Here is a 26917-nt window from a genome sequence, read left to right on the forward strand (position 1 = left end):
CCGAGCATCGCGAAACGCATCATGAGCTGCTGCCATCCATGGCGCGACGGTCATTCTTGATTGAACCCCGGCCCGACCCTCTGAGGCCGCGCACGCGACATGGCCGGTTCACTTCTTGCCGTCGCCACCAAAGGTGTAGAACGGCAGCGGCGTGACCTTGGATGAACCCGAACCACCCTCGCCTTCGACGATGCGCGAGGGACCCTGCTTGTTCACCTCGTCGATACGGACCACGGCGTGCACCGGCACGTAGAAGCGTTCCACACCGGCAAACTCCTGCTTGAGCTTTTCCTCGCTGGTGTCCACCACCAGGGTGCTCTGCTCGCCGAACACCAGCTTGCCGATCTCCACGAAACCCAGCATCGCGCCATGGCTGACCTCGCGGGCATAGATCTCGTACACCTGTCCCTTGTTCATGAAGCTGACGCGATACAGACGCTTGGGGGCCGCCATGGAAAAACCTTCACCGGAAAGAGACTGACCGGCATTCTAAGAGCCGTCGCGGCTCACAAACAACGCGCCCATCCTGGATGAAAGATTCACGAACAGGCACAAAAGGGCACCGCGCTTCCACAAGCTGCTTCACGCGGTTTTGCGCTTCGGCGTTCTTTGCGTCTTTGCGTGATGCTTGCCGCTCCCGCCCGCATCCAGCGGCGCGCCCACGGCGCGGGCGCAGAACTCGACGATCTCCGCCACCAGCCTGGCATCACCGGCACCGCGCCGCGTCTGCGTTGCGGTGGGCCGCACCAGGGCCTCGGTGTAGGCGCCGACGATGCAGGCCGCGCTCACATCCAGGGCCTGCGCCGGAAACTCGCCCCTGGCGATGCCCTCGCGCAACACGCGCTTGAAGACATTGCCGAACTGCTGACGGCAGAGGATACGCGCGGCGTCGACCTCGGCATCGGCCGGCTCGGCGATGAAGGCATACGCCAGATGCGGGCCTTCCAGCGCGCGCTCGGCAAAGGAGCGCACCGCCGCACGCAGGCGCTGCGCGGCACTGCCCTCGCCGTCGACGATGGCATCGAGTATCGCCACCTCGTTGCGGACTGCGTCGTTGAGCACTTCGACGAACAGCTCCGCCTTGGACGGGAAATAGCGATACAGGGCGCCGGTGGACAAACCCGCCTGTGCCGCCACCGCGTTGATCGAGGCTTCGCGCAAGCCGCCGGCGCCAATCAGCTTGCGCGCTGCGCGCACGATGCGCTCGCGGTTGTCCGCGAGCCGCTCCTGCATCAGCGCCGAGCGTTTATAGGCCATGAACTGAACATCCTTTAAATTTGTGAAAGTCTATTCACTTTTGTTGCCGGCGGCCCTAGAATGCCGCTCGTCATCTTCCCTCGAATTCTAGAGCCGGCGACGCCGCAACCGCCAACGCTGCGCCGGCAAGGAGAGCCGTCCATGTCGTTTGCCGCATCCATGAACTTCGCCCTGGGCGAGGAAATCGATCTGCTGCGTGAGACCGTCCGCCAGTTCGCACAGCGCGAGATCGCACCGCTGGCCGCGCAGATCGACAGCAGCAATCAGTTCCCGCTGCCGCTGTGGCGCAAGCTGGGTGAACTGGGCGTGCTGGGCCTGACCGTCGAAGAGGACTACGGCGGCACCAATCTGGGCTATCTGGCGCACGTGGTGGCCGTGGAGGAAATCTCCCGCGCCTCGGGCTCGGTGGGCCTGTCCTACGGCGCGCACTCCAATCTCTGCGTCAATCAGCTGCGCAAGAACGGCAACGAGGCACAGAAGCGCAAGTATCTGCCCAGGCTGATCAGCGGCGAGCACATCGGCGCGCTGGCGATGAGCGAGCCGGGCGCCGGTTCCGACGTGGTGAGCATGAAGCTGCGCGCCGACAAGAAGGGCGACCGCTATGTGCTCAACGGCAACAAGATGTGGATCACCAACGGCCCCGATGCCGACACCCTGATCGTCTACGCCAAGACCGATCCGGCGGCCGGCCCGCGCGGCATCACCGCCTTCATCATCGAAAAAGGCTTCAAGGGTTTCTCCATGGCGCAGAAGCTGGACAAGCTGGGCATGCGCGGTTCCAACACCTGCGAGCTGGTGTTCGCCGACTGCGAGGTGCCGGAGGAAAACGTGCTGGGCGCGGTGGGGCGCGGCGTCAATGTGCTGATGTCCGGCCTGGACTTCGAGCGCGTGGTGCTCTCCGGCGGTCCGCTGGGCCTGATGCAGGCCTGCCTGGATATCGCCGTGCCGTATGTGCATGAGCGCAAGCAGTTCGGTCAGGCCATCGGCGAGTTCCAGCTGATGCAGGGCAAGCTCGCCGACATGTACGTGGGCCTGTCGGTGTGCCGCTCCTATGTCTACGCGGTGGCCAAGGCCTGCGACCGTGGCGAAACCACGCGCAAGGACGCCGCCGGCGCGATTCTCTACTCCGCCGAGAAAGCCACCTGGATGGCGGGACAGGCGATCCAGATCCTGGGCGGCAATGGCTACATCAACGATTACGCCACCGGCCGCCTGTGGCGCGACGCCAAGCTCTACGAGATCGGCGCCGGCACCTCGGAAATCCGCCGCATGCTGATCGGCCGCGAACTGTTCAACGAGACGCGCTGACATGAGCCTGATCGCATCGCAGCTGCGCAGCGGCAGCGAGGAATTCCGCGCCAATGCCGCGCTGATGGAAAAGCTGGTGGCCGAGCTGCGCGAGAAGACCGCGCGCGCCGCGCAGGGCGGCTCGGAAGCGGCGCGCAGCAAGCACACCGCGCGCGGCAAGCTGCTGGCCCGCGAGCGCATCGACACCCTGGTGGACCGGGGCAGCGCCTTTCTGGAGCTGTCCGCACTGGCCGCCGATGGCCTGTACGGCGGTGAAGTGCCTTCCGCCGGCATCGTCACCGGCATCGGCCTGATTGCCGGCCGTGAATGCCTGATCGTGGCCAATGACGCCACGGTCAAGGGCGGCACCTATTACCCGGTGACGGTGAAGAAGCATCTGCGCGCGCAGGAGATTGCGCGCGAGAACAACCTGCCCTGCGTGTATCTGGTGGACTCCGGCGGCGCCTTCCTGCCGATGCAGGACGAGGTGTTTCCGGACAAGGAACACTTCGGCCGCATCTTCTACAACCAGGCCAATCTCTCCGCGCAGGGCATCCCGCAGATCGCCTGCGTGATGGGCTCCTGCACCGCCGGCGGCGCCTACGTGCCGGCGATGAGCGACGAGACCATCATCGTCAAGAACCAGGGCACCATCTTCCTCGGCGGCCCGCCGCTGGTGAAGGCCGCCACCGGCGAAGTGGTGAGCGCCGAAGACCTGGGCGGCGCCGATGTGCACACGCGCATCTCCGGCGTCGCCGATCACTTCGCCGAAAACGATCACCATGCCCTGGCCCTGGTGCGTCAGGTGGTGGGCACGCTCAATCGCGTCAAGCAGCCGCAGCTGCAGCTGCAGACGCCAGAGGCACCTCGCTACGATCCCGGCGAACTCTATGGCGTGATTCCCGCCGATGTGCGCAAGCCCTATGACGTGCGCGAGGTGATCGCGCGTCTGGTGGACGGTTCGCGTCTGGACGAGTTCAAGACCCGCTACGGCAGCACCCTGGTCTGCGGCTTTGCGCATATCCATGGTTATCCGGTCGGTATCGTCGCCAACAACGGCATCCTGTTCTCCGAGTCGGCGCAGAAGGGTGCGCACTTCGTGCAGCTCTGCGGACAGCGCGGCATTCCGCTGCTGTTCCTGCAGAACATCTCCGGCTTCATGGTCGGCCGCAAGTATGAAAACGGCGGCATCGCCAAGGACGGCGCCAAGCTGGTGACGGCGGTGGCCACCGTGCAGGTGCCTAAGTTCACGGTGCTGATCGGCGGCTCCTACGGGGCCGGCAACTACGGCATGTGCGGCCGCGCCTACTCGCCGCGCTTCCTGTGGAGCTGGCCGAACTCGAAGATCTCGGTGATGGGCGGCGAGCAGGCTGCCAATGTGCTGGCCACCATCCGCCGCGACGGCCTGGAAGCGCAGAAGAAAACCTGGAGCGCCGAGGACGAGGACGCCTTCAAGGCACCGATCCGCACACAGTTCGAACAGCAGGGCAGCCCTTACTACGCCACTGCGCGCCTCTGGGACGACGGCATCGTCGATCCGGCACAGACCCGCCGCACCCTGGCCCTGGGCCTGTCCGCCGCCCTCAATGCGCCGATTGCGCCCACGCGCTTCGGCCTGTTCCGCATGTAAGAGACGCCGCCATGACGCTTTTCTCCAGCGTGCTCATCGCCAATCGCGGCGAGATCGCCTGTCGCGTGATCAAGACCTGCCGCCGTCTGGGCATCCGCAGCATTGCCATCTATTCCGAAGCCGATGCCGGCGCGCGCCACGTGCGCCTGGCCGACGAGGCGCATTGCGTGGGCCCCGCGCCGACGCGCGAGAGTTATCTCCACATCGCCAAGGTGATCGCGGCGGCCAAGGCCAGCGGCGCCCAGGCGATTCATCCGGGCTACGGTTTTCTTTCCGAGAACGAGGCCTTCGCGCAGGCCTGCGCCGAAGCCGGCATCGTCTTCATCGGCCCGCCGGTTGCGGCGATCCGCGCCATGGGCAGCAAGTCGGCGGCCAAGCAGCTGATGCAGGCTTCCGGCGTTCCCCTGGTGCCGGGCTATCACGGCGATGAACAGGACGCGGCCTTCCTGCAGGCACAAGCACGGCAGATCGGCTATCCGGTGCTGATCAAGGCCTCGGCCGGCGGCGGCGGCAAGGGCATGCGCGTAGTGACGCGCGACGAAGACTTCGCCGCCCTGCTCGCCTCCTGCCAGCGCGAGGCGCAGGCCAGCTTCGGCGATGCGCGCGTGCTGCTGGAGAAATACCTGCAGCAGCCGCGTCACATCGAGATCCAGGTGTTCGGCGACACCCAGGGCCATATCGTGCATCTGCACGAGCGTGACTGCTCGGCGCAGCGCCGCCACCAGAAGGTGGTGGAAGAAGCCCCGGCTCCGCACATGAGTGCCGAGCAGCGCGCCGCCATGGGCCGCGCCGCCTGCGAGGCCGCGCGCGCCGTGAACTATGTCGGCGCCGGCACCGTGGAGTTCATCGCGGAGGCCGGCAGCAGCGCGTTCTACTTCATGGAGATGAACACGCGCCTGCAGGTGGAGCATCCGGTCACCGAGATGATCACCGGGCAGGACCTGGTGGAATGGCAGCTGCGCGTCGCGGCAGGCGAACCCTTGCCGCTCACGCAGGAACAGATTCCCCTGCGCGGCCATGCCATCGAAGTGCGCATCTACGCCGAAGACCCGGTCAAGAACTTCCTGCCCAGCATCGGCCGCCTGCAGCACTTCGCCACGCCGCCGCAGACCGAGGCCGTGCGTCTGGACAGCGGCATCGAGCAGGGCGATGAAATCAGCCCGCACTACGATCCGATGCTGGCCAAGCTGATCGTCTGGGGCGAGGATCGCGCGCAGGCCGTCGAGCGCATGCTCGCGGCCCTGGGCCAGACGCAGATCGTGGGTCTGCAGCACAATCTGCACTTTCTCGCGCGCCTGATCGATCATGCGCAGTTCCACGCCGGCACGGTGGACACCGGCCTGATCGAACGCGAGCTGCCCGTGCTCTTGCAGCGGGATGCGTTCGATGCGCAAGCCGGTGCGCAGCTGGCCGCGCTCTGGCAGCAGACCCGCGAAGCCGCCCAGCTGCGCGCGCAAGCCGCCGCAACGCTGGACCCGCACAGCCCCTGGGCGCTGGGCGACGGCTGGCGGCTCAATGCCACGCTGCAGCGCGAACTGCGCTTCCTCATCGGTGAGCAGGAACAGCCTGTGCGCCTGCAATACGCGCAGGGGCTGCGCATCGACGGTCTGGACGCGCAGCTTCGCGACGACGGCGAACAGGCGCTGAGTTACCGCATCGGCACGCGCACCGGCTCGGCGCAGCTGCTGGAACATCAGGAACAGATTCATCTGTTCGCCGATGGCCGCAGCCTGCAATTGAAGTTGAACGATCCGCTGCGCCACGCCGGCGAGCACGAACAGGATCAGGGTGGCCTGGCGGCGCCCATGCCCGGCAAGATCATCGCCCTGCTCTGCGAGCCGGGCGCCACGGTCGAGGCCGGTGCGCCGCTGCTGGTGATGGAAGCGATGAAGATGGAGCACACGCTCAAGGCACCGGCGCGCGGGCTCTTGCGTGGCTTTCACTGCGCGCTGGGCGAGCAGGTCGCCGAGGGCACACAGCTGGTGGATTTTTCCGCGGAATAAAACGGCAGGGCCTGCCCCGCTGCGGACAGGCCCTGCAGACCCCGCTACAGCCAGAAACCCAGACCCAGATTGATCAGGAAGCCCTGATACTTCAGCTTGTCGTCCAGGGCGTGGTTGGCGCCCACCGAGACGTCGCTGTCGAATTTCAGATACCGCACGTCGGCATTGAGCGTCTGGCCACCGGCCAGATTCATGTTGGCACCGACCTGCCCCACGAGGCCCACGCTGTTATCCACCTTCACGTGCAGCGAGTCGAGGCTGCCGGTCTCGTCGTGGAAAAAATTGTAGTTGAGGCCCGCGCCCACGTAGGGACGGATCGCGCTGCCGGCCGAGCCAAAATGAAACTGCCCCACCAGCATCGGCGGCACCAGGCCGACCGAACCCAGGGACGCCCCGGCCGACTTCACTTCCGGCGTCACGAAGGCCGCCAGCAGATTCACGCCGATGGCCGGCGTCACGAAGTAAGTGGCATCCACTTCCACCGCCGGCTGATCGCCCACATCGAGATCCAGCGGACCATCGGACTTGGCATCCGATACCAGATAAGCGACACCGGCATGCAGCAACAGCTTGGAGTCCGCTGCCTGCACCGCGCCTGCACCGATCATGGTCACCGCCCCGAAAATTCCCGCACACAGCCGCTTGTGCTCAAGCATGCGCTCTCTCTCCATCGTTCGATTTGGATTTATGGCTCGCGGACTGCGCCTTGCGCGCGCCGCGCGGCCTGTATGAGCAAGGCCGATGCCATCGCCATCGAAATTTCTTTATGAAGCAAATTCAGCCGGATACGTCTCAAGGCCGATGGCGTGTGCGCCATCAGGCGGAAACCGGCTTTGCGTCAGCGACGGCGCTGCGCAAAGCAGGCTTGCAGCAACGAGGACTGCAGCGTGAGGTCCGCGCGCTTCAGGCCGCGCGACGTGCGGGCTCCGGCATGCACAAGGCGGCCTGCGTCGAATCCCAATGCACCGGCAAGGATTGCGGCTCGTCGCGCTCGGCATAGCCGTGCTCGCGAAAGAATTCCTGAGCATGCAGCACGCGATCACCGGCGGCGTTGCGCTGCTTGAGCAGCAGCCCGCCCGCTTCCGGCAGCAAAGGCAGGAGCAGCACATAAGGTTCGCGGCGCAGCAGGGCCACCGCGCCGAGCTGCGGCAGATAACGCTGGCACAAGGCGGCGCTCAGATAGAGATTGCCGGCGCGCACCAGCACCTGCAGCATCTCAGGCGCCGGCATACGCCGCGATCTCCCGCTCGATCATCGCCACCACTTTCAAGCCCGCCACCTTCACGGGTTCTGAAATCTGCACGCCCAGCTCCAGACAGGCGGACTCGATCAGATAGACGCTGACTTCCTGCGGGAAGGCTTCACGGAAGATGCGCCGGCCCGCGTACAAGGCATGGTCCCAGCGAAAGTCGTGCAGGCTGTAACCAGGCTCCGGATGCCCGCTCAACTCCTCGCCCGGCACCTGGAACACCGCACCCGGCTCGGCGCCGCTGCGCGCGGCATCGACGATGATCAGGCGATGCGCACCACGGGCCTGGAACATCACGTCCATACCGCCGGTGCCGGCATCGAAGATCCGCACCCGTTGGCGAAAATCGTCGCGCAGGCGCGTTTGCAGCGCCTGCGCGACCAGAACGCCGATGCCGTCATCACAGCGATTGAGATTGCCGCAACCGATGATGGTCAGCATCGCCCGTCTCAACACCTTACAACCAGAAACCCAGGCCCAGGTTGATCAGGAAGCCCTGATACTTGAGCTTGTCGTTCAGCGCCTGATTGGCCCCCACCGTCACGTCGCTGTCGAACTTCAGATAGCGCACATCGGCGTTCAGCGTCAGGCCTCGGGACAGATTCATGTTGGCGCCGACCTGCCCCACGAGACCGATGCTGTCATCGACCTTCACGCGCAGCGAGTCGAGGCTGCCGGTCTTGTCGTGGAAAAGGTTGTAGTTGATGCCGGCGCCCAGGTAGGGACGGATCGGACTGCCGGCGGAACCAAAATGGAACTGCCCCACCAGCATCGGCGGCACCAGCCCGATCGACCCCAAGGATGCGCCCGCAGACTTCACTTCCGGCGTCACGAAGGCCGCCAGCAGGTTCACACCGATGGCCGGCGTCACGAAGTAAGTGGCGTCCATTTCCAGCGCCGGCTGATCGCCCACGTCCAGATCCAGCGGACCATCGGACTTGGCATCCGACACCAGGTAGCCGATCCCGGCGTGCAGCAGCAGATGGGAATCCGCCGCCTGCGCCAGCCCGCCGCCGCCCAGCGCCAGCGTTGCCAGCGCCGCCACCAGACCCGTCCTGCACTTGTGCTGTATGTTCACTGACTCTCCTCTTCGATGTGTTTTTGCGCCGCGCCATGCGAGGCGCGTGAGGCTTCTAGTGTCGTGAGTCAGAAATTCGCATGCGAATTCGCCGGTCTTTTTCGCGTCTGGCGGCGTTGCGCCTCCTCGCCATAGTCACCACTATGCCTCGTCGGCGTGCCTTGCCAGCCACGAAAAATCCTCGGCGACTTCATCAAGGAACTTCTGACTCACGACACTAGCCCTGTTTCAGATTCGCCAGAGCCGGCACCACCAGTCGGGCTCGACCGGCAAGGCCAGCTCCGGCAGATCGCACCACTTGCGATGCACCAGGTAATACATGCACTCCTGGCAACGCATGCGGTCCTCGCCATAGGGACTGTTGGTAAACCCTGAAAGCACCAGCTTGGCTTTCAGATCCTTGGCATCGATATCGCGCAGCTGGGTGAGCAACTGGCCAAACTGTGTGTCGTTTTCCGGAAAGGGCTCCGTCTGGGTTTGCAGACCGTCGGCCAGCATCCGGCCGATCTTCTCGCGCAACTTCTGCTCCTGATCGCTGTGCATGCCTGAATCCTTTGTCCCGCGCGCTCAAAAACGGGCGACAACCGCAGCGCCCGCAGGCGCCGCGGCTGTCGCATCAGACCCGACTCAGGCGGTGCGAAAGCGCGCCAGCTCCTTGCCGGTCTTGCGGTCGTGTGCATGCACCGTGCACACCAGACAGGAGTCGAAGGAGCGCGCGACATGGCCCACTTCGACCGGGTCGCTGGTATCGGCGATGGGGGTGCCGACCAGCGCTTCCTCGATGGGACCGCGCGCCTGCGCGCCGTCGCGCGGTCCGACGTTCCAGGTGGTCGGCGCGATGATCTGGTAGTTCTTGATCTTGCCGTTCTGCACATCGATCCAGTGACAGAGTGCACCGCGGATCGCTTCCGTCGCACCCCAGCCGCGGCCATCGCGCTCCTTGGGCTTGATGTACCAGGGATCGTTGAGGCGGAATTCGCGCAGGCAGTGCTCGGCCTGACGGTAGAGCTTGATGGTTTCGTGCATGCGCGCGATCTGCCGCAGGTGCAGGTTGGGCCCGCCCATCTTCTTGTACATGTCCAGCACCAGACCGTCGTAGTGCTGCCAGGATTCGCCATGGCGGCCACCGGCGATCAGCTGGCGCGCGAACGGCCCCGCCTCCAGTCGGCCGACATCGGTGTGGCGCACGCTGGTGGCCCAGGAATACTTGCCGGCGTGATCGATGTCGTTCTTCTGCACCGGCCGCGTGGTACGGTCGAAGGGATGCACATCGGCGCCGCCCTCGTCATACCAGGCATGCGTGGTGTTCTCGCGCAGGAACTTCTGATCCATCAGCACGTGGGTGTCGGTGGCACCGTCGTAGACACCGCTCTTCATGATCAGCGCGGCGTTGCGGCTGTCGATGGTCGGCTTCTGGTACTTGTCCTCGTGCGGCAGATAACCCCAGGACACGTACTTGCCGACGCCGCCGCCGTACTGGTGCAGACCGACATCCAGGCCCATGCGCCAGTAGAAGCCCAGATCGGAATTGGCATGCTCGGGACGTTCATCGAGCCAGACCATGAAGTCATCGTAGGTCTTGATCTGCTCGTAGCGCTCCAGGCTGCAGCCCAGCCAGATCGACTCCAGCCAGTTCTTCTTGAAGTACTCCAGCAGCGACCAGGCGCGCGTGATGTCGGTGAGCGTCGGCGCGCACATCACGCCGCCCGGCACCATGTACGAGGAATGCGGCCACTGTCCGCCCAGCAGCGCGTAGATCTCCACCGGCTTGCCGGAGATGGTGACGCCGGCCTCGTAAGAACTGCCGGTGAACGGCGCGAAGCGCTTCACCGCTTCTTCGTAGAACGGGCTGTTGCGATACTTCTTGTTGGTGAGGTCGATCGCATACAGACCGTAGAAGTAGCGCGGCTGGCTCTGGATCGATTCCACCAGCTGCCCGAGATTGCGCGCCAGAATCGCATTGCGCGGCACCTCGGTCTGCCAGGCGGTATCCAGAGCCCAGGCCGCGCAAGTCAGATGCGAAGCCCCGCAGATGCCGCAGGCGCGCGGCGTGACCACCAGTCCGGCCTGCGGGTCCTTGTCACGCAGGATGATTTCAAAGCCACGGAACAGTTCCGCCTGCGTCCAGGCGTTGGTGACGACGCCGTTCTCGATATCGACACGAACATCCAGATCGCCTTCCACACGCCCGACGGGCGAGATGTCCAGGGTTTGCACTGCCATGTCATTCTCCTCACGCTATCCCGAGTAATCGTTTTGTGATGCGGCTTCAAACCACGAACAGATCTTCTTCCGCCCACTTCGGTGCCGCGTTCTTCGCCGCACCGGTCAGGGCGATGTAGCCCTTCTTGTCCACGCCCTTGGGCAAGTCCTTGGGCACGCCCATCACGGTCTGGGTCTTGAACACCGTGCCCGGCGCCAGATCGAAGAACGGGAACTCCGGCTCCGTGCAGCCCATGCAGGGCATGCCGGCGCGGGTCTTGGAGGATTGACGGTTCCAGAGAATGCGATTGCAGGGCGAGTGCGTCATCGGTCCGCGGCAGCCCAGGTCGTAGAACAGGCAGCCTTTGCGCTGTCCGAATTCCGTGGCGGAGACCTTGTAGGCGAAGTGCATGTTGCGGGTGCAGCCGGTCTGCGTGAAGCTCTGGAAGAAGGTCTTCGGCCGCTGCAGATCATCCAGCGCCAGATCGCCGCCGCGTCCCGTCGCCACCGCCACCACGATCTGGCTGATCCAGTCCGGATGCGCAGGGCAGCCCGGCACATTGATCACCGGCAGACCGGCCTTGGACTTGTAGCCGGCGCCCAGGAAGCCGCCTTGCGCGCGCTTGAGAAACTGCAGGCCTTGCGAGTCGGAAGGATTCGGTGCGGTGGCAGGAATGCCGCCCCAGGTGGCGCAATCGCCGATCGCCACGGTATAGCCGGCGGCGGCGGACAGCTCTTTCACCCACTGCTTCATCGGCCGGCCGGCGAAGCGGTTCCACTCGCCGGTGCCATTGGGCGCGTTCACCACCGTACCTTCGAAGACAAAGATATCCAGCGCAATCGCGCCGGATACGCAGTCGCGCAGCAGCTTCTGAAGATTGTCGCCGAGTTCCACACCCAGCGAGGGATGCCAGAGAATGTTGATACCGAAGTCAGTGACCAGATCGCAGGCGCTGGGTTCTTCGGCATTGAGGAACGACATGGTGTTGCCGGAACAAGCACCGCCCTGCAGCCAGAGCAGATTTGCCATTGCGTATTTCTCCTCACATCGTGATGTCTTTATCGACCGCGCATCCCGATCTGCAGACTCGACGCCGCTTCTTGCGAGCAATGCAGCCGGGTACCTGGCCAGGAGAGGAGCAAGGCCAATGCCAATGCGAGTCGTTCTTTTTTATTTAGCGATTTCAGCTGCGTAGCGAATCGCTTCGCAGAAATTCGACGATCGGCATGTAAAGCTGCTTAGCAAATGCTCGGACCTGCAAAGCAAGCTTGCAGGTTTTGTAAGCTTCACGGGATCAAGATCCGCAGCGCAGACACGGTCGCGCACGCCCGGCACATGGACGTGCGAGCACAGATCAGACGCTTCTACGCGCCTGGTTTTTCGGGAGTGCGGAAAGCCGCGTCTTTATCGAAGCAAACACTCAGCACCGAGCGTTTGCATCAGCCTGCCAGCTCAGCCGTTGCGGTTGCCGCAGACCGGACATTGCGCTTCGAGGGTGTAGCCAAACCAGATGCCCTGGCAGCGGCTGCACCAGTGGCCATTGGTCTGCTCGGCGCTCAAACCCAGCTGCCGCGCCAGAGGCGTGATGCCCAGATCCTTGAAGCCACCGGGCGTGGCCGGCGGCCGGGTCCGCGACTGCGGAAACGTCCTTACCTTGTTGCCGTCCTGCTGCGGATCGTCGCGAGTCATGAGCCACCGCCTTCCATCTGCCGTTCATCGAGCTGATAGCGCTTGATCTTGTTGGCCAGGCCCACGCGCGACAGGCCCAGCTCGCGCGCGGCGCGGCTGTGGTTCCACTTGTGCCGCAACAGCGATTGCGTCACCAGCTCCGCTTCCAGCGACTCGACCTTCTGCTTGAGCGTCTCCTTGCCGCGCAGAAATACTGCGGCGGAGGTTTCCTTGTTCGGCGCCAGACGCACGAACTCCGGCGACATATGCCGCACCGACAGAAACTCCCCCTCTTCCGCCAGCGCCACCATGCGCCGCACCTCGTTCTCCAGCTCGCGCACATTGCCGGGAAAAGGATGCGCCTTGAGCCGCCGCATCACTTCCTGCGAGATGCCGGCGATCTTGCGACCGATGGCTTCGGCATATTTTTCGGCGGCGTATTCGGCCAGCACCGGGATGTCATCGGGACGTTCACGCAGCGGCGGAATGTCCACCTCGAAACCACGCAGGCGGAAATACAGGTCCTGGCGGAACTTGCCCTGCTGGACCAGCTCTTTCAGCGGCCGGTTGGAGGCGGCGATGATGCGCACATTGCAGTGGCGGGTGTCGTTGGTGCCCAGCGGCTTGACCTCGCCTTCCTGCAGGAAGCGCAGCAGGCTGACCTGGAAGGACGGCGAGACCTCGGAGATTTCATCCAGGAACACCGTGCCGCCGTCGGCAGCCGGAAACAGGCCGAGGCGATCACCGATGGCGCCGGTGAAGGAGCCGCGCTTGTGTCCGAACAGCTCCGAGTGCAGCAGCTCGTCCGGCAGCGCGCCGCAGTTCTGCGCCAGGAAGGGATAGTCGCTGCGCTGGCTGAAGAAATGCACGGCGCGCGCCATCAGTTCCTTGCCGGTGCCGGTCTCGCCGTGAATCAGCACCGGCAGATCGGTGACCGCCGCCTTGCGCGCCAGATTGCAGGCCTGCGCCATGCCGTCGCTGGCGAAAATCAGGCGGTCGAAGCGATAGGTTTCCTGCAGCAGCTTGACGATGCCCTCGGTTTCGCGGCGCAGCACATCGTCGGCAAACTTCAGCTCGCGGCTCAGCAGGCGATGGCGCCGCGCCAGCTCGCGGCCTTCCAGCGCACGCTTGACGATCAGCAGCAGATGATCGGGCTGCCAGGGCTTGGCCACGAACTGGTAGACCGCCGCCTCGTTGATCGAGCGGATCATGTCTTCCGGCTCGGAATAGCCGGTGATGAGGATGCGCAGCACCTCGGGATGGGAGATGCGGGTGCGTGCGAAGAAGTCCACGCCGCTCATGTCCGGCATGCGCTGGTCACTGAGAATCAGATCGACCGGATGCTTGCCCAGCAGACTCAGGGCCTCGCTGCCGGAGGCAGCGGAAAGGACTTCGTATTGCTCCTGGAGACAGCGCACCAGCGCGGCCCGCACCTGTGGCTCGTCATCGACGACGAGCAGCAATCCCCCCAGGCCAGGATGCGCGTTCACGATGCTTGCCTTTTCAGTTTGTATATTTGCTTAGCACACTAGCACGCCGACGCATGAAGTCAATCGCGTCAGCCTGCCGCCCCACCCCGGGGAAAATCAGCGGCGTTCCAGTCCCAGCCGCTGCAGCTTCTGGCGCAGGCCCACGCGCGACAGGCCCAGCTCGGCGGCCGCCTGCGTCTTGTTCCAGCGGCAGCGCAGCAGGGTTTCCTTGAGAATCACCGCCTCCATGGCGCTGAGCCGCTCCTGCAGGCTGCCGCCCTGCGGCAGATTCAGGGCCACCGGTTCCGCCGAGTCGGTGCTGAGCCGGCCGCGCAGCACGCGCGGTGACAAGACTTCGGCGCCGATGACCAGTTCCTGGCCCAGCGTCAGCGCGCGATAGATTTCATTGCGCAGCTCGCGGATGTTGCCCGGCCAGGGATAGGCCAGCAGACAGGCCATGGCCTCCTCGCTGAAGCCCTTGGCCGGCTTGGCCAGATCCTGCGCGGCCTGCTGCAGAATCGATTCGGCCAGCACCGGCAGATCCATGCTGCGCTCGCGCAGCGCCGGCACCACCAGCGGAAACGCCGCGAGCCGGTAGTAGAGGTCTTCGCGGAAACGGCCGGCGCGCACCTCGGCTTCCAGATCACGATGCGTGGCGGCGATCACGCGGACATCGACCGCAATCGCCTGACTGCCGCCTACCGGCCGCAGCTCGCCCTCCTGCAGCACGCGCAGCAGCTTGACCTGGAAGGTCGGCGAGGTGTCGCCGATCTCGTCCAGGAAGATGGTGCCGCCGTTGGCGCGCTGGAACAGACCGATGTGATCCTGAAACGCGCCGGTGAAGGAACCGCGCTTGTGGCCGAACAGTTCCGACTCCAGCAGGTTGTCGGGCAGCGCCGCGCAGTTTTCCATCACGAACGGGCCGGTGGTGCGCGGGCTGGCGTAGTGAATGGCGCGCGCCAGCAGTTCCTTGCCGGTGCCGGACTCGCCCTGCAGCAGCACCGCGAGGTCATAGCGCGCCACCAGCTGCGCCAGACGGCAGACTTCGGCCAGCGGGCTGTCCGGCGCGCGCACCAGTCGCGAGAACTCGTGATGCAGCTTGACCTCGGCCTGCCGCTGTCGCGCGCGGCGGCGCAGCGGCTCGCTGCCGGCGCGCAGCTCCAGCTCGATGCGCCGCACATCGTTCTGCAGATGCCGCGCCTCCACCGCCTCGCCCACCAGCTTGAGCAGCTGCTCGGGCAGCCAGGGCTTGAGCACGTACTGGTAGATGCCGGCGTCATTGATGCCGGCGATGATGTCCTCGGCGTCGGTGTAGCCGGAGATCAGCACCCGCACCACGTCGGGCCAGGTCTGCCGCACGCGCTTGAAGAACTCGATGCCGCTGCCGCCGGGCATGCGCTGGTCGCAGAGAATCACGTCCACCGGCGCATCGTTGCCGGTCTGGGTCTCGCGCTGGTCGAGCAGGCTCAGCGCCGCGTCCACCGAGCAGGCGGTGTAGACGTCGAAATCCTCCTCCAGGGCGCGCCGCAGCGCGTCCACGGAATGGGGTTCGTCGTCCACCACCAGCACGGAGGGCATGGCGGTGCCTGCGGGCTTCAGATCGCCTGCCATTGCAGGTTCGTGAAGTCCTGTGCCGAAGCGGCGGCCTGTTGCCGGGCCTGGGCCGCGGCGCGTTCACGCTCCTGTGCCAGCCAGTCCAGCCAGCCCTCGAAGCCTTCGCGGCTGCGCGCCGACACCCGCAGCACCTGAATGCGCGGATTCACCTGCCGCGCGTAGGCGATGCAGCGCTCGACATCGAAATCCAGATGCGGCAGCAGATCCACCTTGTTGATGATCATCAGCCTGGCGGCGGCGAACATGTCCGGATACTTGAGCGGCTTGTCCTCGCCTTCGGTGACCGAAAGGATGGCGACCTTGGCGGCCTCGCCCAGATCCCACATCGCGGGGCAGACCAGATTGCCCACGTTCTCCACGAACAGGACGCCCTCGTCCAGCGCCGGCAGGCGCGCCAAGGCCTGCCCCACCATCTCGGCGTCCAGATGGCAGCCCTTGCCGGTGTTGACCTGAATCGCCGGCGCACCGGTGGCACGGATACGATCCGCGTCGTGGCTGGTCTGCTGATCGCCTTCGATCACCGCCACCGGCAGCTGCGGCGCGCGTTCGCGCAGGGCATTGATGGTGGCGCACAGCAGCGTGGTCTTGCCCGAGCCGGGGCTGGACACCAGGTTCAGCGCCAGCACGCGCTGCGCCGCCAGCTGCGCGCGATTGCGGTCGGCAAGCTTCTGATTGGCGCCCAGCACATCGGCTTCGATACGGATCGCACGCGAGGCGCTCATGCCCGGCACCGAGACGCGCGCGCTGCCGGCACCGTAATGCAGATCACCGCAGGCGGATACCGCAGGACTCGCGCTGCGCACGGGCTCCTGCGCTTGAAGATGAGGCGGCGGAGCCAGACGCGCATTACCGTCACCGGAGCAACCACAGACGACACACATAGCTCTCTCTCCTGTTTTCCTTATCCCCCGTCCCGCAATCAATCCGGAACGACGCACCGCAATTCACGCCAGCACAGGCGACCGCGATGATCCGCCAGCCAGGGCCGGGATTTCACGCGCCGCCGCTCACGTCGCCGCGAGGCGGCGAACAGCAGCCGCTCAGAGCGACTCGCTCACCAGATCATCGACTATCAATTCACGCAGCCGCAGCTCGCTGCCCGCCAGCGGCTGCAGATGCCGGCCGCCACAGCGCGGACAGTCATCCAGACGCGAGCTGATTTCAACCGACTGCGCGCAATCCAGACACCAGGCACTGGCCGGCAGCTCCTGGATCTCGATCTGCGCGTCCTGCAGCACCGTACCCGCACGCAGCGCCTCCAGCGCGAAGCGCAGCGCCGCCAGGTCCACGCCCGCGAGCGCGCCCACATCCACGGTGATGGCCCGCAGGCGCACGGGCGGCTGCGCGCGCAAGGTGTCTTCAACCAGCTGCAGCACTCCGCCCGCCAGACTCATCTCATGCATGCTCTGCTCTCCATGCGCCGGCTGACAAGGCCTTGCTCATGCCGCGTCCTTTTGCGTCTGCACTTCGAACTCGATGCAGGGATCATACGCCAGCGCCAGCAGGGTTCCGCCACGCCGATCGCTGGCGGCGCCCTGCCGCGCGAAGGCGGCCGTGAAGGCGCCGCGCGGATGAAAATTCCATTCCGTGGGCGCAATCACGCGGTACAGCCCGACCCGTTCGGCACCGTCCAGAGTCAGCGCGTGAATCAGCATGCCGCGTGCGGTGTCCACGCAGGCCATGCCGCGTCCGGCGCCGAGATTCAGGGCGCGCACCCGCAGCAGCGGCTCGTCGAGCAACAGCAGCGCGATTTCCTCCAGGCGATCCAGCAGGCGCGCGTGGACATCACCGGCGCGTGGCCGGCCGATGCGCTGCAGACGCGGCGAACAGCCGGTCTCGCGGGCGCGCCCGGCAAACTCCGGTGTCAGCACGAAATCGGCGCGCGCCAGCGCGGCCTCGGCAATGCGCCGCAGGTCCGCAGGCGAACGCAGCGCCTCCAGGCTGGGCACCCGCGTCAGCTGCAGGGTTTGCGCGAGGTCGGCCACCGCCCGCAGACAGCGCGCCGGCAGACTGGCGGCCTGCGCCAGCCATTGATCCAGCTGGTGCTCGCGACGACGCTGCACCCACTCGCGCGCCGGCATGCCGTACAGCTCGTGCGGCAGCACTTCCTGCAGCCCCGCGACGCCGTGCTGACGCAGCTGTGCCAGCACGCGCAGCTCTTCGGGCGCAGCGTGATGCCCCAGCAGATGCCGCGGCCAGTCCAGCCAGAGATGCCGAAGATGCTCGCTCAGCGCCTGCTGCTGCAGCTCGCGCAGCGCGGCCGCGTCGCTGCGGCGCGGCGTCTCGCCGCGCGCCGCCGCCAGCGCCAGACGCGCGGCCATTTCATGCGCGCCACCGCACAGCGCATAGAGCCGACCCGCCAGCTTGGGCACCGAATCCGCGGGCATGCCCTGGAACAAGGCCTGTGCAAACAGCGGCCGCGCATCGATCCGCTCCGGGGCCACGCCCGCGCGCAGCCGCAGGCGTCCGGCCAGCGGCAGCAGGGGCTGCGCGGCGGTCATGGCCGTGTCGCCACGCCACCGCCGAGCAGCAGGCGGCGACGCGATGGCTGTTCGATCTCTTCCTGCGGCTGGCGCAGACAACGCAGCACTTCCAGCGCCACCGCACGCGCCACTTCCTGCGCGGAGAATTCGAAAACCGGTGAATACAGCGAGCACATCTCGTAAGCGCCGAACGCCGGCTCATGCGCGCCGATGAAGCTGTAGTGCTCAGCGCCCAGCTCATGCAGGCGCGAGGCGCCCGGCGCGGCCAGAACGGACTCGTCCTGTGCCAGATAGATCAGATTCATGCACCAGGGCGTGAGCAGGATGCCCAGCACAGCATCCTCGTCAGCGCCGGAGCATGGCGCGAAGCCGATGGCCTCGACCTGCAGGGCCGGATTGAGCAGGGGCATGCCGGCCATGCGCGTCGCGGCGATCTCGCGAAACACGTTCGCCAGTTCCTCGCCGCGCCGCGCCAGCTCAGCAGGCCCTGGACGATTCATGCGGCGGGCTCGTCCAGCACCATGAACTGCGCCGCGTCGCCATCGCACTGCGGACAACGCCAGTGCGATGGCAGCGCAGTGAACGGCGTGCCCGGCTGGATCTGCCAGACCGGATCGCCCTGCTGCGGATCGTAGACCCACCAGCAGATCTTGCACTCCAGCCGCGCGTCATCCGGCAGGCGGGCGGCGTCGCCCAGATAGGAGCCTTCGAAGCGTGCTTGCGGCGTGCTCATGTCGAAGCGTTCAGTGCGTGCTGCCCGCAACCCACTCCAGCACCTCGGCGAAGCGCTCGGCGGAATCGCTCAGATCCTCGGGCGCCGCACGCACCGCTTCCGGCATCGAGGTGATTTCGATGGTGTCGAGAATCACCGCGTCCTGCGAGTTGTAGTACACCACGCGCCAGCACTGCGGCAGTTGCGTGCTGCTGACACGGCAGTTGCCGTAACCGCGCGAAAGGATGTTGACGCCGGCAACGCCCAGGCGCTCATCCAGATACGCGATGTCCTGCGGCGACAGCGGCAGCAGCGTGAGATTGATGACATGCACCGGCATGCCGGGCTGCCAGCGCTGCGACTTCTCCAGAACCTCGGTGAGAATCGCCGGTGCGTTCATGACCATCGGCGGCAGATTCTGCGCCGAGGGCGGCGTCAGGCTCAGATCCTGGGTCGGTCGCGCGCGCTCTGCCAGCAGGGCCGGCGCGGCGGCGATCTCCACGTAGTCGCGCAGCAGGCGCTGCTGCGCATCGAATTCCGCCACGCGCCAGATGCCGGCGAACAGCGATTCCTGCACCTTCACCGGCGCCTCGCCGTCGATACGGGCACCGACCTCGCCCTCACCGAGCACCTGGTTGACCAGGCGCCGGTTGGCTTCATCCAGATCGCTCAGATCAACGCGCTCGCAGACCGAAGCCATGGCTTCGGGCGGCACCGCCAGGGCACGCTGCACTGCGGCGGCCACAGCACGTAGCGCTGCCTGTGCCTGATGCAGTTCACCGATCTGCTCACGCTCGGGCAGGATCGGTGACTGATAGGTGTTCATGCCCTTGGGCATGCTCATGTACTGCAGCTCTTCCTCCTCGGACTGGCTGCCCGGACCAATGGTGCGGACAGGAATCGGAAAGGGCTTGGTGCCAGGGCTGTTGCTGTTCATGCGTATTAGGGTCCTTGATTACGGCTGGAGACTCAGTTCACCGTCGCGGCGCGGGCGGGCATGGCAATGGAGGGCGGGCGCGTGGGCGGCGCCTGCAAGGCGGCGCGCGCCTCGTTCAGGAACACGTCCCAGTCGCGCATGCCGGGAATGGTGGCGACGTACTGGCCGTCGCGCAGAAAGACCAGCGAAGGACGACGCAGCGCGCCGAAGCGATCCCCCACGGCGAACTCGTCGCCACGCGCCACGACGCCGACACGGAAGCGCGACGTTCCGCCTTCGCTCAATGCACTGCGCAACTCCGGCAGCACCACCGCGACATCGATGCACTCCGGAAACTTCACCGGATCACTCCAGATCAGCAGCGCGGCATCGCCGGGCTGTGCGAGAAACTCGGCGAGCGTGGCGGTGCTGACCCAGCAGCAGTTCTCACTTTCGGCCAGACGTTGCATCGCCGCCGGCAACAGCGGGGCCTGGTGGTTGGCCGTCGATGCAAACATCGCGGAGTTGTCATTGAGGTTCATAAATTTCTCTCTCCTGTGTATTTAGTGTTTGGCGGATTCCGCCGCACCGGTCAGCGCAGCCAGCGAGCCGGCGTCCATGGCCGAAGGCAAGGAAAAGGGTGGCGCGGCTGACGAGTGCTCGCCATGCAGGGCCGCCTGCAGCAGATCCAGCGCCGCCTCGATTTCAGCGGCGCGCGCCGCATCCAGCCGCTCGATGGCCGAATCGAGAAACACCAGCACCTGCTCGCCGACCGGCACCTCGCCGACGAGCGCCATCCGCACGCGACGACGTTCGCCGCGACCTTCGCACTCGGCCATGCCATCGGCGCTGCTGAGCACGCGCATGGGAATACCGACGCACATCAGCGGCTCTCCTCGGGACTGACCAGAAAGCGGTCATCGCCCACGCGACAGGCCACCTCGGCGCTGGGACGCTCCTGCTCGTAGCGCGTCATGGCCAGATACGGCGGCGTCACCGCCTCCTCCAGGGCCAGCGGCGTCTGTCGCGGCGTGACCTTGCAGCCCCATTGCTGCAATGCCTCCACGCCCATGGCCAGCGCTCGCGGCATCGCCGCACGCACCACATCGCGCAGGCTGCCGCCGTAGTCCTCCAGTTCTTCAGGCTGACAGCCGACCAGCACCACGCTCTCCGGGAAATGGCCGGTGAGCTGGGCCAGCGCCAGCACCTCCTGAAAACCGGTCTGATGCAGGCTCATCTTCTTGGCGCCCAGATACTGCGGCACTTCCTCATCACGGATCAGCCGCAGCGTGCCGGGCTCCAGGCCATAGTCGATGGCATCAAAGATCAGCAGACGACGCGCGGCCTGCACGTGATGAATCAGATACAGGCCTTGCGTGCCGCCATCGATGATCTGCACCGACGGCGAAAACTCATAATCGCGTTGCAGGGCTTCGACGCAGCGCACGCCAAAGCCCTCGTCGGCCCACAGCAAATTGCCAATGCCCAGCACGATGATGTCATCATCGCCACGGGCCTCGTTACAGTCGTTTTGGCGCTGATTCGGGATAGTCTCGGACATGTTCTCGACTTCAGGCTAAGGAGATAGCGCAGCGATCAGCTGCGCGCGGACTGCAGACGGCGGGTCGCCAGAAAAGCGTCGTGTTGCGCCTGCAGCACCAGCCAGAACTGCGCGTCGGCACCGAAATGCAGCGCGCAGCGCGCGGCGGTGTCCGGCGTGAGTGCGCGACGACCGCGCACCACCTCATGCAGTCGGCGCCGGGAAACACCGAGGCGGCTCGCCGCCTCGGTCTGGTTCATTCCCAAAGGCACCAGAAACAACTTCTCCAGCAGATGGCCCGGATGAACCGGCGTACGCGTGGGCACGCCGGTCCGGTGATGACGTTGGGGAAGTTGCGGCTTCATCATGATGACAGCTCAGTCCTTGAAGGTGCGGTAACCCGAAACCATGGTGCTGATGATGCTTTGACGCCCCATGATGTCTTCACGCACCGCAGCGTAGACGTGGAAGATCACGAAGCAGCCGATCACCCACATGCCCAGGTGATGCACGGTGTGCACGTCCTGAGGCTGGCCCAGCAGCGGCACCACCCAGCCGAACAGGCGGTCGGCCCAGGAGCCGGCCTGCAGGCCTTCGCCGTATAGCGCGAAGCCGGTGAACACCATCACCAGCGCAGTGAGGAAGAACACGAAGAACATCACGAAGCGCGCCAGCGGGTTGTGGCCCACATAACGGCTCGGTCGCGGCGCCAGGAACAGATACCAGCGCAGCATCAGGCCCAGTTCGCGCCAGTAAGCACCGGTGAACACCGGCACCGTGAACAGCTCGCGAGCGTGATGATTGCCGGCAAAGGCCCAGTAGATGCGACCCAGCAAGCCCACCGCGAACACATACGCCGAAGCGAAGTGCGCGAAGCGGATGTAACCCATGATGAAGTGGCTGCTGGCCTCGCCGCCCACGGAGGGCAGCGGCGAGCCGATCAGATAGCCGGTGATGCACAGCACGACGATGGCCAGGGCATTGAGCCAGTGCCACAACCGCACCGGCGCCTCGTACACGTACACCGACTTGACGCTTCGGCCGTGTTCAACGGCCGACTCGTCAGTACCAGTGGCATCAGCCAGCGATGCCGAAGAGGTAGCGTTCATGCGTTTCTCCCCATTGTTTTGGATATCAACAGCACGCGCCTCAGCGTACCTTGACCGTGGTCAATTCCTTGCCGTCTTCGCTCATGACGTGCGTGGAACAAGCCAGGCAGGGATCGAAGGAGTGCAGGGTGCGCAGAATCTCCACCGGCTGTTCCGGATTGACCATCGGCGTGTTCATCAGCGAGGCCTCGAAAGCACCGATCTGACCCTTGGTGTCACGCGGGCTGCCGTTCCAGGTGGTGGGCACCACGCACTGGTAGTTTTCGATCTTGCCGTCCTTGATCTTGACCCAATGTCCGAGCATGCCGCGCGGCGCCGCCACGGTACCCACGCCCTTGGCCTCGGACGGCCAGGTGCTCGGGTCCCACTTCTCGACATTGGCGGTGGCGCGGTCTCCGGCGCGGATGTTGGCGACCAGTTCGTTCCAGTCGTCCAGCATCATCTCGCCGCAATACTGGCCTTCCAGCGCGCGGGCGAGCGTGCGGCCGATGGTGGTCGGCAGCAGCTGCTTGACGGTGTAGGAGGTCTCGGGAATGCCCAGCGCCTTGGGAATCGCGCTGTTGATCATCATCGCCGAGAAATCGACCTGCTCCTTGACGCGCTGGCAGTACTTGTTGCCCTTCGTGGCGTGTGCATAGCCCAGGATGTAGCGGGACAGCGGCCCCACTTCCATGGCATGACCGCGCCAGCGCGGCGACTTGATCCAGGAGTACTTCGCGCTTTCGTCGATGTTCTCGATGTTGGTGCGCGAACCCTTGGTCTTGGAACCCAGCTCGTAGTTCGGCTCGGTGACGCCATCCCAGGGATGCAGGCCCTTGGATTCGTCGGCGTATTTGTACCAGCTATGCGCCACGAACTCCTGCACCTGTTCCGGATCACGCGGATCGATCGGATGGATCTCGTCCCAGTTGCCATCGATGATGGCGCCGCCGGGCAGCTGGCAGGTGCTGTGATCGTAGGCGACCTTCTCATAGGTGCCGTAGTCGCTGACGTTGGTGGCCGACAGGCCGCCGCCGTACAGCCAGCCGGCCTGCTTGTACAGGGTGCCGATCGCCAGCACGTCCGGAATGTAGACGTTCTTGTTGAACTCGATGATCTCGTCGATGCGCGCCTTGACGAAATTCAGGCGCTCCATGTTGATCGGCGCGCCCGCTGCCATGTCGCCGTCGAGATTGATGGCGCACGGCACACCGCCGACCAGATAATTCGGATGCGGGTTCTTGCCGCCGAAGATGGTGTGGATCTTCACCCAGTCCTTCTGCAGGTCCAGGGCTTCCAGATAGTGCGTCACCGCCATCAGATTGGCTTCGGGCGGCAGCACATAAGCCTTGCTGCCCCAGTAGCCGTTCATGAACGGACCCAGCTGACCGCTTTCCACGAACTTCTTCAGGCGGTTCTGCACATCGCGGAAATAGCCCGGCGAGGACAGCGGATGGCTGGGCGAGACCAGCTGCTGCAGCTCGGAGGTCTTCTTCGGATCGGCCTTCAGCGCGGAAACCACGTCGACCCAGTCCAGGGCGTGCAGGTGGTAGAAGTGCACCGCGTGGTCGTGCACCTGCAGCGTCTTGGCCATCATCTCGCGGATCAGATGCGCATTCTTCGGAATCTTGATGCCGAGCGCATCCTCCACCGCACGCACCGAGGTCAGCGCGTGGCAACCCGTGCACACGCCGCAGATGCGTTCGACGAAGGCCCAGGCGTCGCGCGGATCGCGACCCTTGAGAATCACTTCCAGGCCGCGCCACATGGTGCCGGTGGACACCGCGTTGCGGATCACATTGTTGGAATCAACGTTCACCTCGCAGCGCATATGACCTTCGATGCGCGTGACCGGATCCACCACGATGCGACGACCGCTGTCGTCGAGTTTGAAACCCTGTGTTTCGTATCCCATGACTTATCTGTTCTCTCTAAGAGTAGGAAGTAGGCGCGCTTCAAGCCTTGGGCTTGTCCGAGCGCTCGGCCGCACGCTTGAGCGCGCTAACGGCGGCATGCGCCGCAACCGCGGCACCCACCGCACCGACGGCAGCGCCGCCCACCTTGTCGGCATTGCTTTCGATGCCGAACTGGTGGATGTCGGTGAGACGGTCGTAGAACGAACCCTTGTCCCAGAAACCTTCCTCGGAACAGCCGATGCAGCCGTGACCGGCCTGAATCGGGAAACTCGTGCCCTCGTTCCAGCGCGTGGTCGAGCAGGCGTTGTAAGTGGTCGGGCCCTTGCAGCCGACCTTGTACAGGCAGTAACCCTTGCGCGCGTTCTCGTCGTCGAAACTCTCGACGAACTGGCCGGCGTCGAAATGCGGACGGCGGTAGCACTTGTCGTGAATGCGCTGGCTGTAGAACATCTTCGGACGGCCCTGGCGGTCCAGCTCGGGGATGCGGTCGAAGGTCAGCATGTAGGTGATCACGCCGGTCATCACTTCGGCGATCGGCGGGCAGCCCGGCACCTTGATGATCGGCTTGTCGCTGATCACCTTGTGCACCGGCGTGGCCTGCGTGGGATTCGGGCGCGCGGCCTGCACGCAGCCCCAGGAGGCGCAGGAGCCCCAGGAAATGATCGCCTTGCAGTCGGCGGCGACACGCTTGAGCTGATCGACGAAGGGCTTGCCGCCGATGATGCAGCTCATGCCATCCTGGTTGAGCGGCGGGTTGCCCTCGACCGCCAGGATGTAGTTGCCCTTGTACTTGGTCATGATCTCGTCGAGGATCGCCTCGGCCTGGTGACCGGCGGCGGCCATCAGCGTGTCGTCATAGTCCAGCGAGATCATCGACAGCACCGCATCCTTGGCCAGCGGGTGGGCGGAGCGGATGAAGGATTCCGAGCAGCAGGTGCATTCCAGGCCATGCAGCCAGAGCACCGGCGTGCGCGGCTTGGTTTCCATGGCGTTGGCAATCTGCGGCACAAAACTCGGTCCAAGGCCGAGCGAGGTGGCGGTCAGGGAGCAGAATTTCAGAAAGCTGCGCCGCGTGATGCCCTGGCGACGCATTACCTCATAAAAGGTTTCCAACGTGCTTCTCCTCGGTTGGTTTGTTTTGGCCTACTGTCGTTGGCCGGGTGGACTGCCAATGACACTTCCCGGGCCAACAATGGCAATTAACAGGCCAGCCTCTCGGAGCCCCGGAATATCGATATAAGTTGATGTTTTCTTTTCAGAAAGAGAATGGACGCCGGCGCTGCTCCTGCCGGCCTGCGGTAACACGATTGCCACCCCAACAGCCGCACCGGTCAGCTTGTTTCCACCCCTTTGCGGATGGACTGCCGAACGGTGCGGCATGAGGATCAATCGCGCAGGGCGCCGCCGCGCCGCTGGCTCAAAAAGAGGTGGAATTCGGCGTCCGGACCGGCCAGATGTTCCATGAAGCTGGTCTTGAGCAGACCTTCGGTCTCACGGACGGCGGGTTCGTCCGCATTGCGCACGCGCAGCAGCAGCTCGGCGATGCGCGCCATGAGGCGGTCGTGCTCCTGACGATGCGCGGCCAGCCCCGGGTACTGCAGGCGCTCCATCAGGGCTTCCTCTTCCTTGCGGTGCACGCGCTCGTAGTCGGAAACCTGCTTGAGCAGCGCAATCAGCTCCCGGCGCGAATTGCCCTGCCCGACGGCCAGCGCATAGTGATCGATGAACGAGAGCAACTGCTGGTGCTCCTCGCTGTTTCTGGCAAGGCCGTTCATGGGGTCGCTTGCAACGCTGTCAGGGTGTTCTAGGCGCATGAAGGCCATACCCTGCCGAATGCCTGGCGGTCAGGGCATTGATCCAGGTCAATACCGGCCACCGTGACATCGCGCCAGGATTCCCCGGTCTGCTTCGCCGGCGCCGTTACTGATCAACAATGTTGCGCAGCTGCGCCTGGGATGGATTACACTTCGCCGCTGATCGGCTTAGGGGAAGGCGCCTTGGAAGGTGACAAGTTCGCGAGCAAGAAAAAGGGTCGTCGCAAACGCGATCCGGACGGCACGCGGATCGCCATCCTGGAAGCCGCCGGCATCCTGCTGGCCAAGGATGGTCCCGAGGGCGTCAGCGTATCCCAGGTGGCCAAGCTGGCCAAGGTCAACCGCGGCACCGCCTACCAGCATTTCCAGACCCGCGAGCAGCTGCTCGACGCCACCACCGCCTGGGTCAGCCAGCGCCTGACCGAGGAAGTGTTCGGCAGCCGCGCCGAGCAGAGCGGCCTGCTGGCCGCACAGGACGTGATCGATCACCTGGTCGGCTTTGCGATGGAGAATCCCGAACTCGGCCGCGTCTGGCTGTTCGAGATGCTCACCTCCAACCGCCCCGCCAACGATGCCTTCTGGAAGCAGTTCAACACCCGCCTGGAAGATTTCGCCAAGTCCGAGTACGCCCAGCCCGGCATCGATTGCGAAGTCCATTCGGTACTGATCCTGACCAGCACCCTGCTCTGGCCGGTGTGGGTGCGCGCCCACGCGCGCAGCGCCAAGGATCGTCAGCAGATGGCCAAGCGTTTCTCCGCGGAAATGCTGCGCATGAGCCTCAACGGCATCATGCGTCCGGAAAAGTTTGCCCAGCTCACCGCCGCCTCGAAGAAGCTGACGCCGCCGCGCGAAGGCTGAGGCCGGCGCGGCGCGCCACCCTGCGGCGGTCCCCGCCGGTTTCCGGGCCGCAGCCCGGCAGCAGCGCTGGCCCAGCCGCGCGCGCCGCCACATTTCCCGGCTAGCAGCAGCGGAAAAATTTAACTTCCCGCG

General features: G+C 65.1%; 30 protein-coding genes. 4 read left to right on the plus strand and 26 right to left on the minus strand.

From position 1 onward, the window contains the following. Positions 1–108: 108 nt before the first annotated feature. Together BMY12_RS09130 and BMY12_RS09135 are read right to left on the minus strand one after the other, a co-directional pair. A complete protein-coding gene (locus BMY12_RS09130; RefSeq protein ID WP_093284889.1) occupies positions 109–453 on the minus strand; it encodes a DUF1820 family protein in 345 nt (114 codons plus the stop codon). A 129-nt stretch (positions 454–582) separates the two neighbouring features. Then, complete coding sequence (locus tag BMY12_RS09135) at positions 583–1257, minus strand: TetR/AcrR family transcriptional regulator (protein WP_093284891.1); 675 nt, start codon at positions 1255–1257, stop codon at positions 583–585. 141 nt (positions 1258–1398) lie between these two features. Here BMY12_RS09135 and BMY12_RS09140 point away from each other — a divergent pair, with 141 nt between their 5' ends. Genes BMY12_RS09140 through BMY12_RS09150 form a run of 3 tightly spaced genes read left to right on the plus strand, consistent with a single transcriptional unit; the run spans position 1399 to position 6177 of the window. Continuing rightward, positions 1399–2565, plus strand: coding sequence for an isovaleryl-CoA dehydrogenase (locus BMY12_RS09140; RefSeq protein ID WP_093284894.1), 1167 nt, complete (start codon positions 1399–1401; stop codon positions 2563–2565). A gap of 1 nt (position 2566) precedes the next feature. Further along, positions 2567–4174 (plus strand): carboxyl transferase domain-containing protein, encoded by a 1608-nt coding sequence (locus BMY12_RS09145; RefSeq protein WP_093284896.1) that lies wholly within the window; start codon positions 2567–2569, stop codon positions 4172–4174. Positions 4175–4185: 11 nt separating this feature from the next. After that, the gene (locus BMY12_RS09150) at positions 4186–6177 is read left to right on the plus strand and encodes an acetyl/propionyl/methylcrotonyl-CoA carboxylase subunit alpha (protein ID WP_093284899.1); all 1992 of its coding nucleotides are present in this window, start codon (positions 4186–4188) and stop codon (positions 6175–6177) included. 44 nt (positions 6178–6221) lie between these two features. Here the strand turns inward: BMY12_RS09150 and BMY12_RS09155 are convergent, their stop codons facing one another. The 24 genes from BMY12_RS09155 to BMY12_RS09270 form a co-directional block, all read right to left on the minus strand. Beyond that, positions 6222–6833: an OmpW/AlkL family protein gene (locus tag BMY12_RS09155; protein WP_177188919.1), complete on the minus strand. Its 612-nt coding sequence runs from the start codon at positions 6831–6833 to the stop codon at positions 6222–6224. 247 nt (positions 6834–7080) lie between these two features. Beyond that, complete coding sequence (locus BMY12_RS09160) at positions 7081–7407, minus strand: hypothetical protein (protein ID WP_143068903.1); 327 nt, start codon at positions 7405–7407, stop codon at positions 7081–7083. Continuing rightward, entirely contained in the window at positions 7394–7867 is a 474-nt protein-coding gene (locus BMY12_RS09165) for a hydrogenase maturation protease (RefSeq protein ID WP_093284907.1), read from the minus strand. Before BMY12_RS09165 ends, BMY12_RS09160 begins: the two co-directional genes overlap by 14 nt. Before the next feature lie 16 nt (positions 7868–7883). Continuing rightward, on the minus strand, positions 7884–8504 hold the full coding sequence (locus BMY12_RS09170) for an OmpW/AlkL family protein (RefSeq protein ID WP_177188920.1): 621 nt from the start codon (positions 8502–8504) through the stop codon (positions 7884–7886). Between the two features lie 228 nt (positions 8505–8732). After that, entirely contained in the window at positions 8733–9047 is a 315-nt protein-coding gene (locus BMY12_RS09175) for a hypothetical protein (RefSeq protein WP_093284912.1), read from the minus strand. A gap of 84 nt (positions 9048–9131) precedes the next feature. Then, positions 9132–10727 carry a nickel-dependent hydrogenase large subunit gene (locus BMY12_RS09180; RefSeq protein ID WP_093284915.1) on the minus strand — a complete coding sequence of 532 codons (1596 nt, stop codon included), beginning with the start codon at positions 10725–10727 and terminating at the stop codon, positions 9132–9134. Between the two features lie 46 nt (positions 10728–10773). Beyond that, positions 10774–11736 carry an NADH-quinone oxidoreductase subunit B family protein gene (locus BMY12_RS09185; RefSeq protein ID WP_093284918.1) on the minus strand — a complete coding sequence of 321 codons (963 nt, stop codon included), beginning with the start codon at positions 11734–11736 and terminating at the stop codon, positions 10774–10776. A gap of 423 nt (positions 11737–12159) precedes the next feature. Further along, positions 12160–12396, minus strand: coding sequence for a hypothetical protein (locus BMY12_RS09190; protein ID WP_093284921.1), 237 nt, complete (start codon positions 12394–12396; stop codon positions 12160–12162). Continuing rightward, on the minus strand, positions 12393–13865 hold the full coding sequence (locus BMY12_RS09195; protein ID WP_218140139.1) for a sigma-54-dependent transcriptional regulator: 1473 nt from the start codon (positions 13863–13865) through the stop codon (positions 12393–12395). The genes BMY12_RS09190 and BMY12_RS09195 overlap by 4 nt, the downstream gene beginning before the upstream one ends. 96 nt (positions 13866–13961) lie before the next feature. After that, positions 13962–15455: a sigma-54-dependent transcriptional regulator gene (locus tag BMY12_RS09200; RefSeq protein WP_093284924.1), complete on the minus strand. Its 1494-nt coding sequence runs from the start codon at positions 15453–15455 to the stop codon at positions 13962–13964. Further along, complete coding sequence (hypB, locus tag BMY12_RS09205) at positions 15440–16339, minus strand: hydrogenase nickel incorporation protein HypB (protein WP_093284926.1); 900 nt, start codon at positions 16337–16339, stop codon at positions 15440–15442. Before hypB ends, BMY12_RS09200 begins: the two co-directional genes overlap by 16 nt. Before the next feature lie 159 nt (positions 16340–16498). After that, positions 16499–16861, minus strand: a complete 363-nt coding sequence (locus BMY12_RS09210; RefSeq protein ID WP_093284929.1) for a hydrogenase maturation nickel metallochaperone HypA/HybF — start codon at positions 16859–16861, stop codon at positions 16499–16501. A 36-nt stretch (positions 16862–16897) separates the two neighbouring features. Further along, entirely contained in the window at positions 16898–17959 is a 1062-nt protein-coding gene (locus tag BMY12_RS09215) for a hypothetical protein (protein ID WP_093284931.1), read from the minus strand. Further along, positions 17956–18441: a [NiFe]-hydrogenase assembly chaperone HybE gene (hybE, locus tag BMY12_RS09220; RefSeq protein WP_093284934.1), complete on the minus strand. Its 486-nt coding sequence runs from the start codon at positions 18439–18441 to the stop codon at positions 17956–17958. The genes BMY12_RS09215 and hybE overlap by 4 nt, the downstream gene beginning before the upstream one ends. After that, complete coding sequence (locus tag BMY12_RS09225) at positions 18438–18674, minus strand: rubredoxin (protein WP_093284936.1); 237 nt, start codon at positions 18672–18674, stop codon at positions 18438–18440. Before BMY12_RS09225 ends, hybE begins: the two co-directional genes overlap by 4 nt. Before the next feature lie 10 nt (positions 18675–18684). Continuing rightward, positions 18685–19590 (minus strand): hydrogenase expression/formation protein, encoded by a 906-nt coding sequence (locus BMY12_RS09230; RefSeq protein ID WP_093284939.1) that lies wholly within the window; start codon positions 19588–19590, stop codon positions 18685–18687. A gap of 32 nt (positions 19591–19622) precedes the next feature. Continuing rightward, positions 19623–20111: a thioredoxin domain-containing protein gene (locus BMY12_RS09235; RefSeq protein WP_218140140.1), complete on the minus strand. Its 489-nt coding sequence runs from the start codon at positions 20109–20111 to the stop codon at positions 19623–19625. Positions 20112–20132: 21 nt separating this feature from the next. Beyond that, positions 20133–20453 (minus strand): HypC/HybG/HupF family hydrogenase formation chaperone, encoded by a 321-nt coding sequence (locus BMY12_RS09240; protein WP_093284941.1) that lies wholly within the window; start codon positions 20451–20453, stop codon positions 20133–20135. Then, positions 20453–21130 carry a HyaD/HybD family hydrogenase maturation endopeptidase gene (locus BMY12_RS09245; RefSeq protein ID WP_093284944.1) on the minus strand — a complete coding sequence of 226 codons (678 nt, stop codon included), beginning with the start codon at positions 21128–21130 and terminating at the stop codon, positions 20453–20455. Before BMY12_RS09245 ends, BMY12_RS09240 begins: the two co-directional genes overlap by 1 nt. A 35-nt stretch (positions 21131–21165) precedes the next feature. Next, entirely contained in the window at positions 21166–21477 is a 312-nt protein-coding gene (locus tag BMY12_RS09250; RefSeq protein WP_218140141.1) for a HigA family addiction module antitoxin, read from the minus strand. 9 nt (positions 21478–21486) lie between these two features. Continuing rightward, entirely contained in the window at positions 21487–22218 is a 732-nt protein-coding gene (gene cybH / locus BMY12_RS09255) for a Ni/Fe-hydrogenase, b-type cytochrome subunit (RefSeq protein WP_093284947.1), read from the minus strand. 40 nt (positions 22219–22258) lie between these two features. Further along, complete coding sequence (locus BMY12_RS09260; protein ID WP_093284950.1) at positions 22259–24112, minus strand: nickel-dependent hydrogenase large subunit; 1854 nt, start codon at positions 24110–24112, stop codon at positions 22259–22261. A gap of 40 nt (positions 24113–24152) precedes the next feature. Beyond that, complete coding sequence (locus BMY12_RS09265) at positions 24153–25226, minus strand: hydrogenase small subunit (protein ID WP_093284953.1); 1074 nt, start codon at positions 25224–25226, stop codon at positions 24153–24155. Positions 25227–25498: 272 nt separating this feature from the next. Further along, positions 25499–25888, minus strand: coding sequence for a bacteriohemerythrin (locus BMY12_RS09270; RefSeq protein WP_177188921.1), 390 nt, complete (start codon positions 25886–25888; stop codon positions 25499–25501). Between the two features lie 180 nt (positions 25889–26068). On the opposite strand from BMY12_RS09270, the gene BMY12_RS09275 reads away from it, so the two are divergent. Then, positions 26069–26785 (plus strand): TetR/AcrR family transcriptional regulator, encoded by a 717-nt coding sequence (locus tag BMY12_RS09275; RefSeq protein WP_093284957.1) that lies wholly within the window; start codon positions 26069–26071, stop codon positions 26783–26785. Positions 26786–26917 lie beyond the last annotated feature (132 nt).

Origin of the sequence: Solimonas aquatica (genome assembly GCF_900111015.1) — a bacterium.
Classification (GTDB): domain Bacteria; phylum Pseudomonadota; class Gammaproteobacteria; order Nevskiales; family Nevskiaceae; genus Solimonas; species Solimonas aquatica.

Excerpts from the sequence above, each read along its gene's own strand:
- BMY12_RS09260 (WP_093284950.1), bottom strand. The coding sequence starts at position 24,112 with ATGGGATACGAAACACAGGGTTTCAAACTCGACGACAGCGGTCGTCGC.
- BMY12_RS09135 (WP_093284891.1), bottom strand. The coding sequence starts at position 1,257 with ATGGCCTATAAACGCTCGGCGCTGATGCAGGAGCGGCTCGCGGACAAC.
- BMY12_RS09200 (WP_093284924.1), bottom strand. The coding sequence starts at position 15,455 with ATGGCAGGCGATCTGAAGCCCGCAGGCACCGCCATGCCCTCCGTGCTG.
- BMY12_RS09275 (WP_093284957.1), top strand. The coding sequence starts at position 26,069 with ATGGATTACACTTCGCCGCTGATCGGCTTAGGGGAAGGCGCCTTGGAA.
- BMY12_RS09140 (WP_093284894.1), top strand. The coding sequence starts at position 1,399 with ATGTCGTTTGCCGCATCCATGAACTTCGCCCTGGGCGAGGAAATCGAT.
- BMY12_RS09270 (WP_177188921.1), bottom strand. The coding sequence starts at position 25,888 with ATGAACGGCCTTGCCAGAAACAGCGAGGAGCACCAGCAGTTGCTCTCG.
- hybE (WP_093284934.1), bottom strand. The coding sequence starts at position 18,441 with ATGAATCGTCCAGGGCCTGCTGAGCTGGCGCGGCGCGGCGAGGAACTG.
- BMY12_RS09180 (WP_093284915.1), bottom strand. The coding sequence starts at position 10,727 with ATGGCAGTGCAAACCCTGGACATCTCGCCCGTCGGGCGTGTGGAAGGC.
- BMY12_RS09175 (WP_093284912.1), bottom strand. The coding sequence starts at position 9,047 with ATGCACAGCGATCAGGAGCAGAAGTTGCGCGAGAAGATCGGCCGGATG.
- BMY12_RS09215 (WP_093284931.1), bottom strand. The coding sequence starts at position 17,959 with ATGACCGCCGCGCAGCCCCTGCTGCCGCTGGCCGGACGCCTGCGGCTG.
- BMY12_RS09245 (WP_093284944.1), bottom strand. The coding sequence starts at position 21,130 with ATGTCCGAGACTATCCCGAATCAGCGCCAAAACGACTGTAACGAGGCC.
- BMY12_RS09210 (WP_093284929.1), bottom strand. The coding sequence starts at position 16,861 with ATGCATGAGATGAGTCTGGCGGGCGGAGTGCTGCAGCTGGTTGAAGAC.
- BMY12_RS09185 (WP_093284918.1), bottom strand. The coding sequence starts at position 11,736 with ATGGCAAATCTGCTCTGGCTGCAGGGCGGTGCTTGTTCCGGCAACACC.
- BMY12_RS09230 (WP_093284939.1), bottom strand. The coding sequence starts at position 19,590 with ATGAACAGCAACAGCCCTGGCACCAAGCCCTTTCCGATTCCTGTCCGC.
- BMY12_RS09150 (WP_093284899.1), top strand. The coding sequence starts at position 4,186 with ATGACGCTTTTCTCCAGCGTGCTCATCGCCAATCGCGGCGAGATCGCC.
- cybH (WP_093284947.1), bottom strand. The coding sequence starts at position 22,218 with ATGAACGCTACCTCTTCGGCATCGCTGGCTGATGCCACTGGTACTGAC.
- BMY12_RS09165 (WP_093284907.1), bottom strand. The coding sequence starts at position 7,867 with ATGCTGACCATCATCGGTTGCGGCAATCTCAATCGCTGTGATGACGGC.
- BMY12_RS09240 (WP_093284941.1), bottom strand. The coding sequence starts at position 20,453 with ATGTGCGTCGGTATTCCCATGCGCGTGCTCAGCAGCGCCGATGGCATG.
- BMY12_RS09190 (WP_093284921.1), bottom strand. The coding sequence starts at position 12,396 with ATGACTCGCGACGATCCGCAGCAGGACGGCAACAAGGTAAGGACGTTT.
- BMY12_RS09145 (WP_093284896.1), top strand. The coding sequence starts at position 2,567 with ATGAGCCTGATCGCATCGCAGCTGCGCAGCGGCAGCGAGGAATTCCGC.
- BMY12_RS09155 (WP_177188919.1), bottom strand. The coding sequence starts at position 6,833 with ATGCTTGAGCACAAGCGGCTGTGTGCGGGAATTTTCGGGGCGGTGACC.
- BMY12_RS09250 (WP_218140141.1), bottom strand. The coding sequence starts at position 21,477 with ATGATGAAGCCGCAACTTCCCCAACGTCATCACCGGACCGGCGTGCCC.
- BMY12_RS09130 (WP_093284889.1), bottom strand. The coding sequence starts at position 453 with ATGGCGGCCCCCAAGCGTCTGTATCGCGTCAGCTTCATGAACAAGGGA.
- BMY12_RS09235 (WP_218140140.1), bottom strand. The coding sequence starts at position 20,111 with ATGAACCTCAATGACAACTCCGCGATGTTTGCATCGACGGCCAACCAC.
- BMY12_RS09225 (WP_093284936.1), bottom strand. The coding sequence starts at position 18,674 with ATGAGCACGCCGCAAGCACGCTTCGAAGGCTCCTATCTGGGCGACGCC.
- BMY12_RS09160 (WP_143068903.1), bottom strand. The coding sequence starts at position 7,407 with ATGCCGGCGCCTGAGATGCTGCAGGTGCTGGTGCGCGCCGGCAATCTC.
- hypB (WP_093284926.1), bottom strand. The coding sequence starts at position 16,339 with ATGTGTGTCGTCTGTGGTTGCTCCGGTGACGGTAATGCGCGTCTGGCT.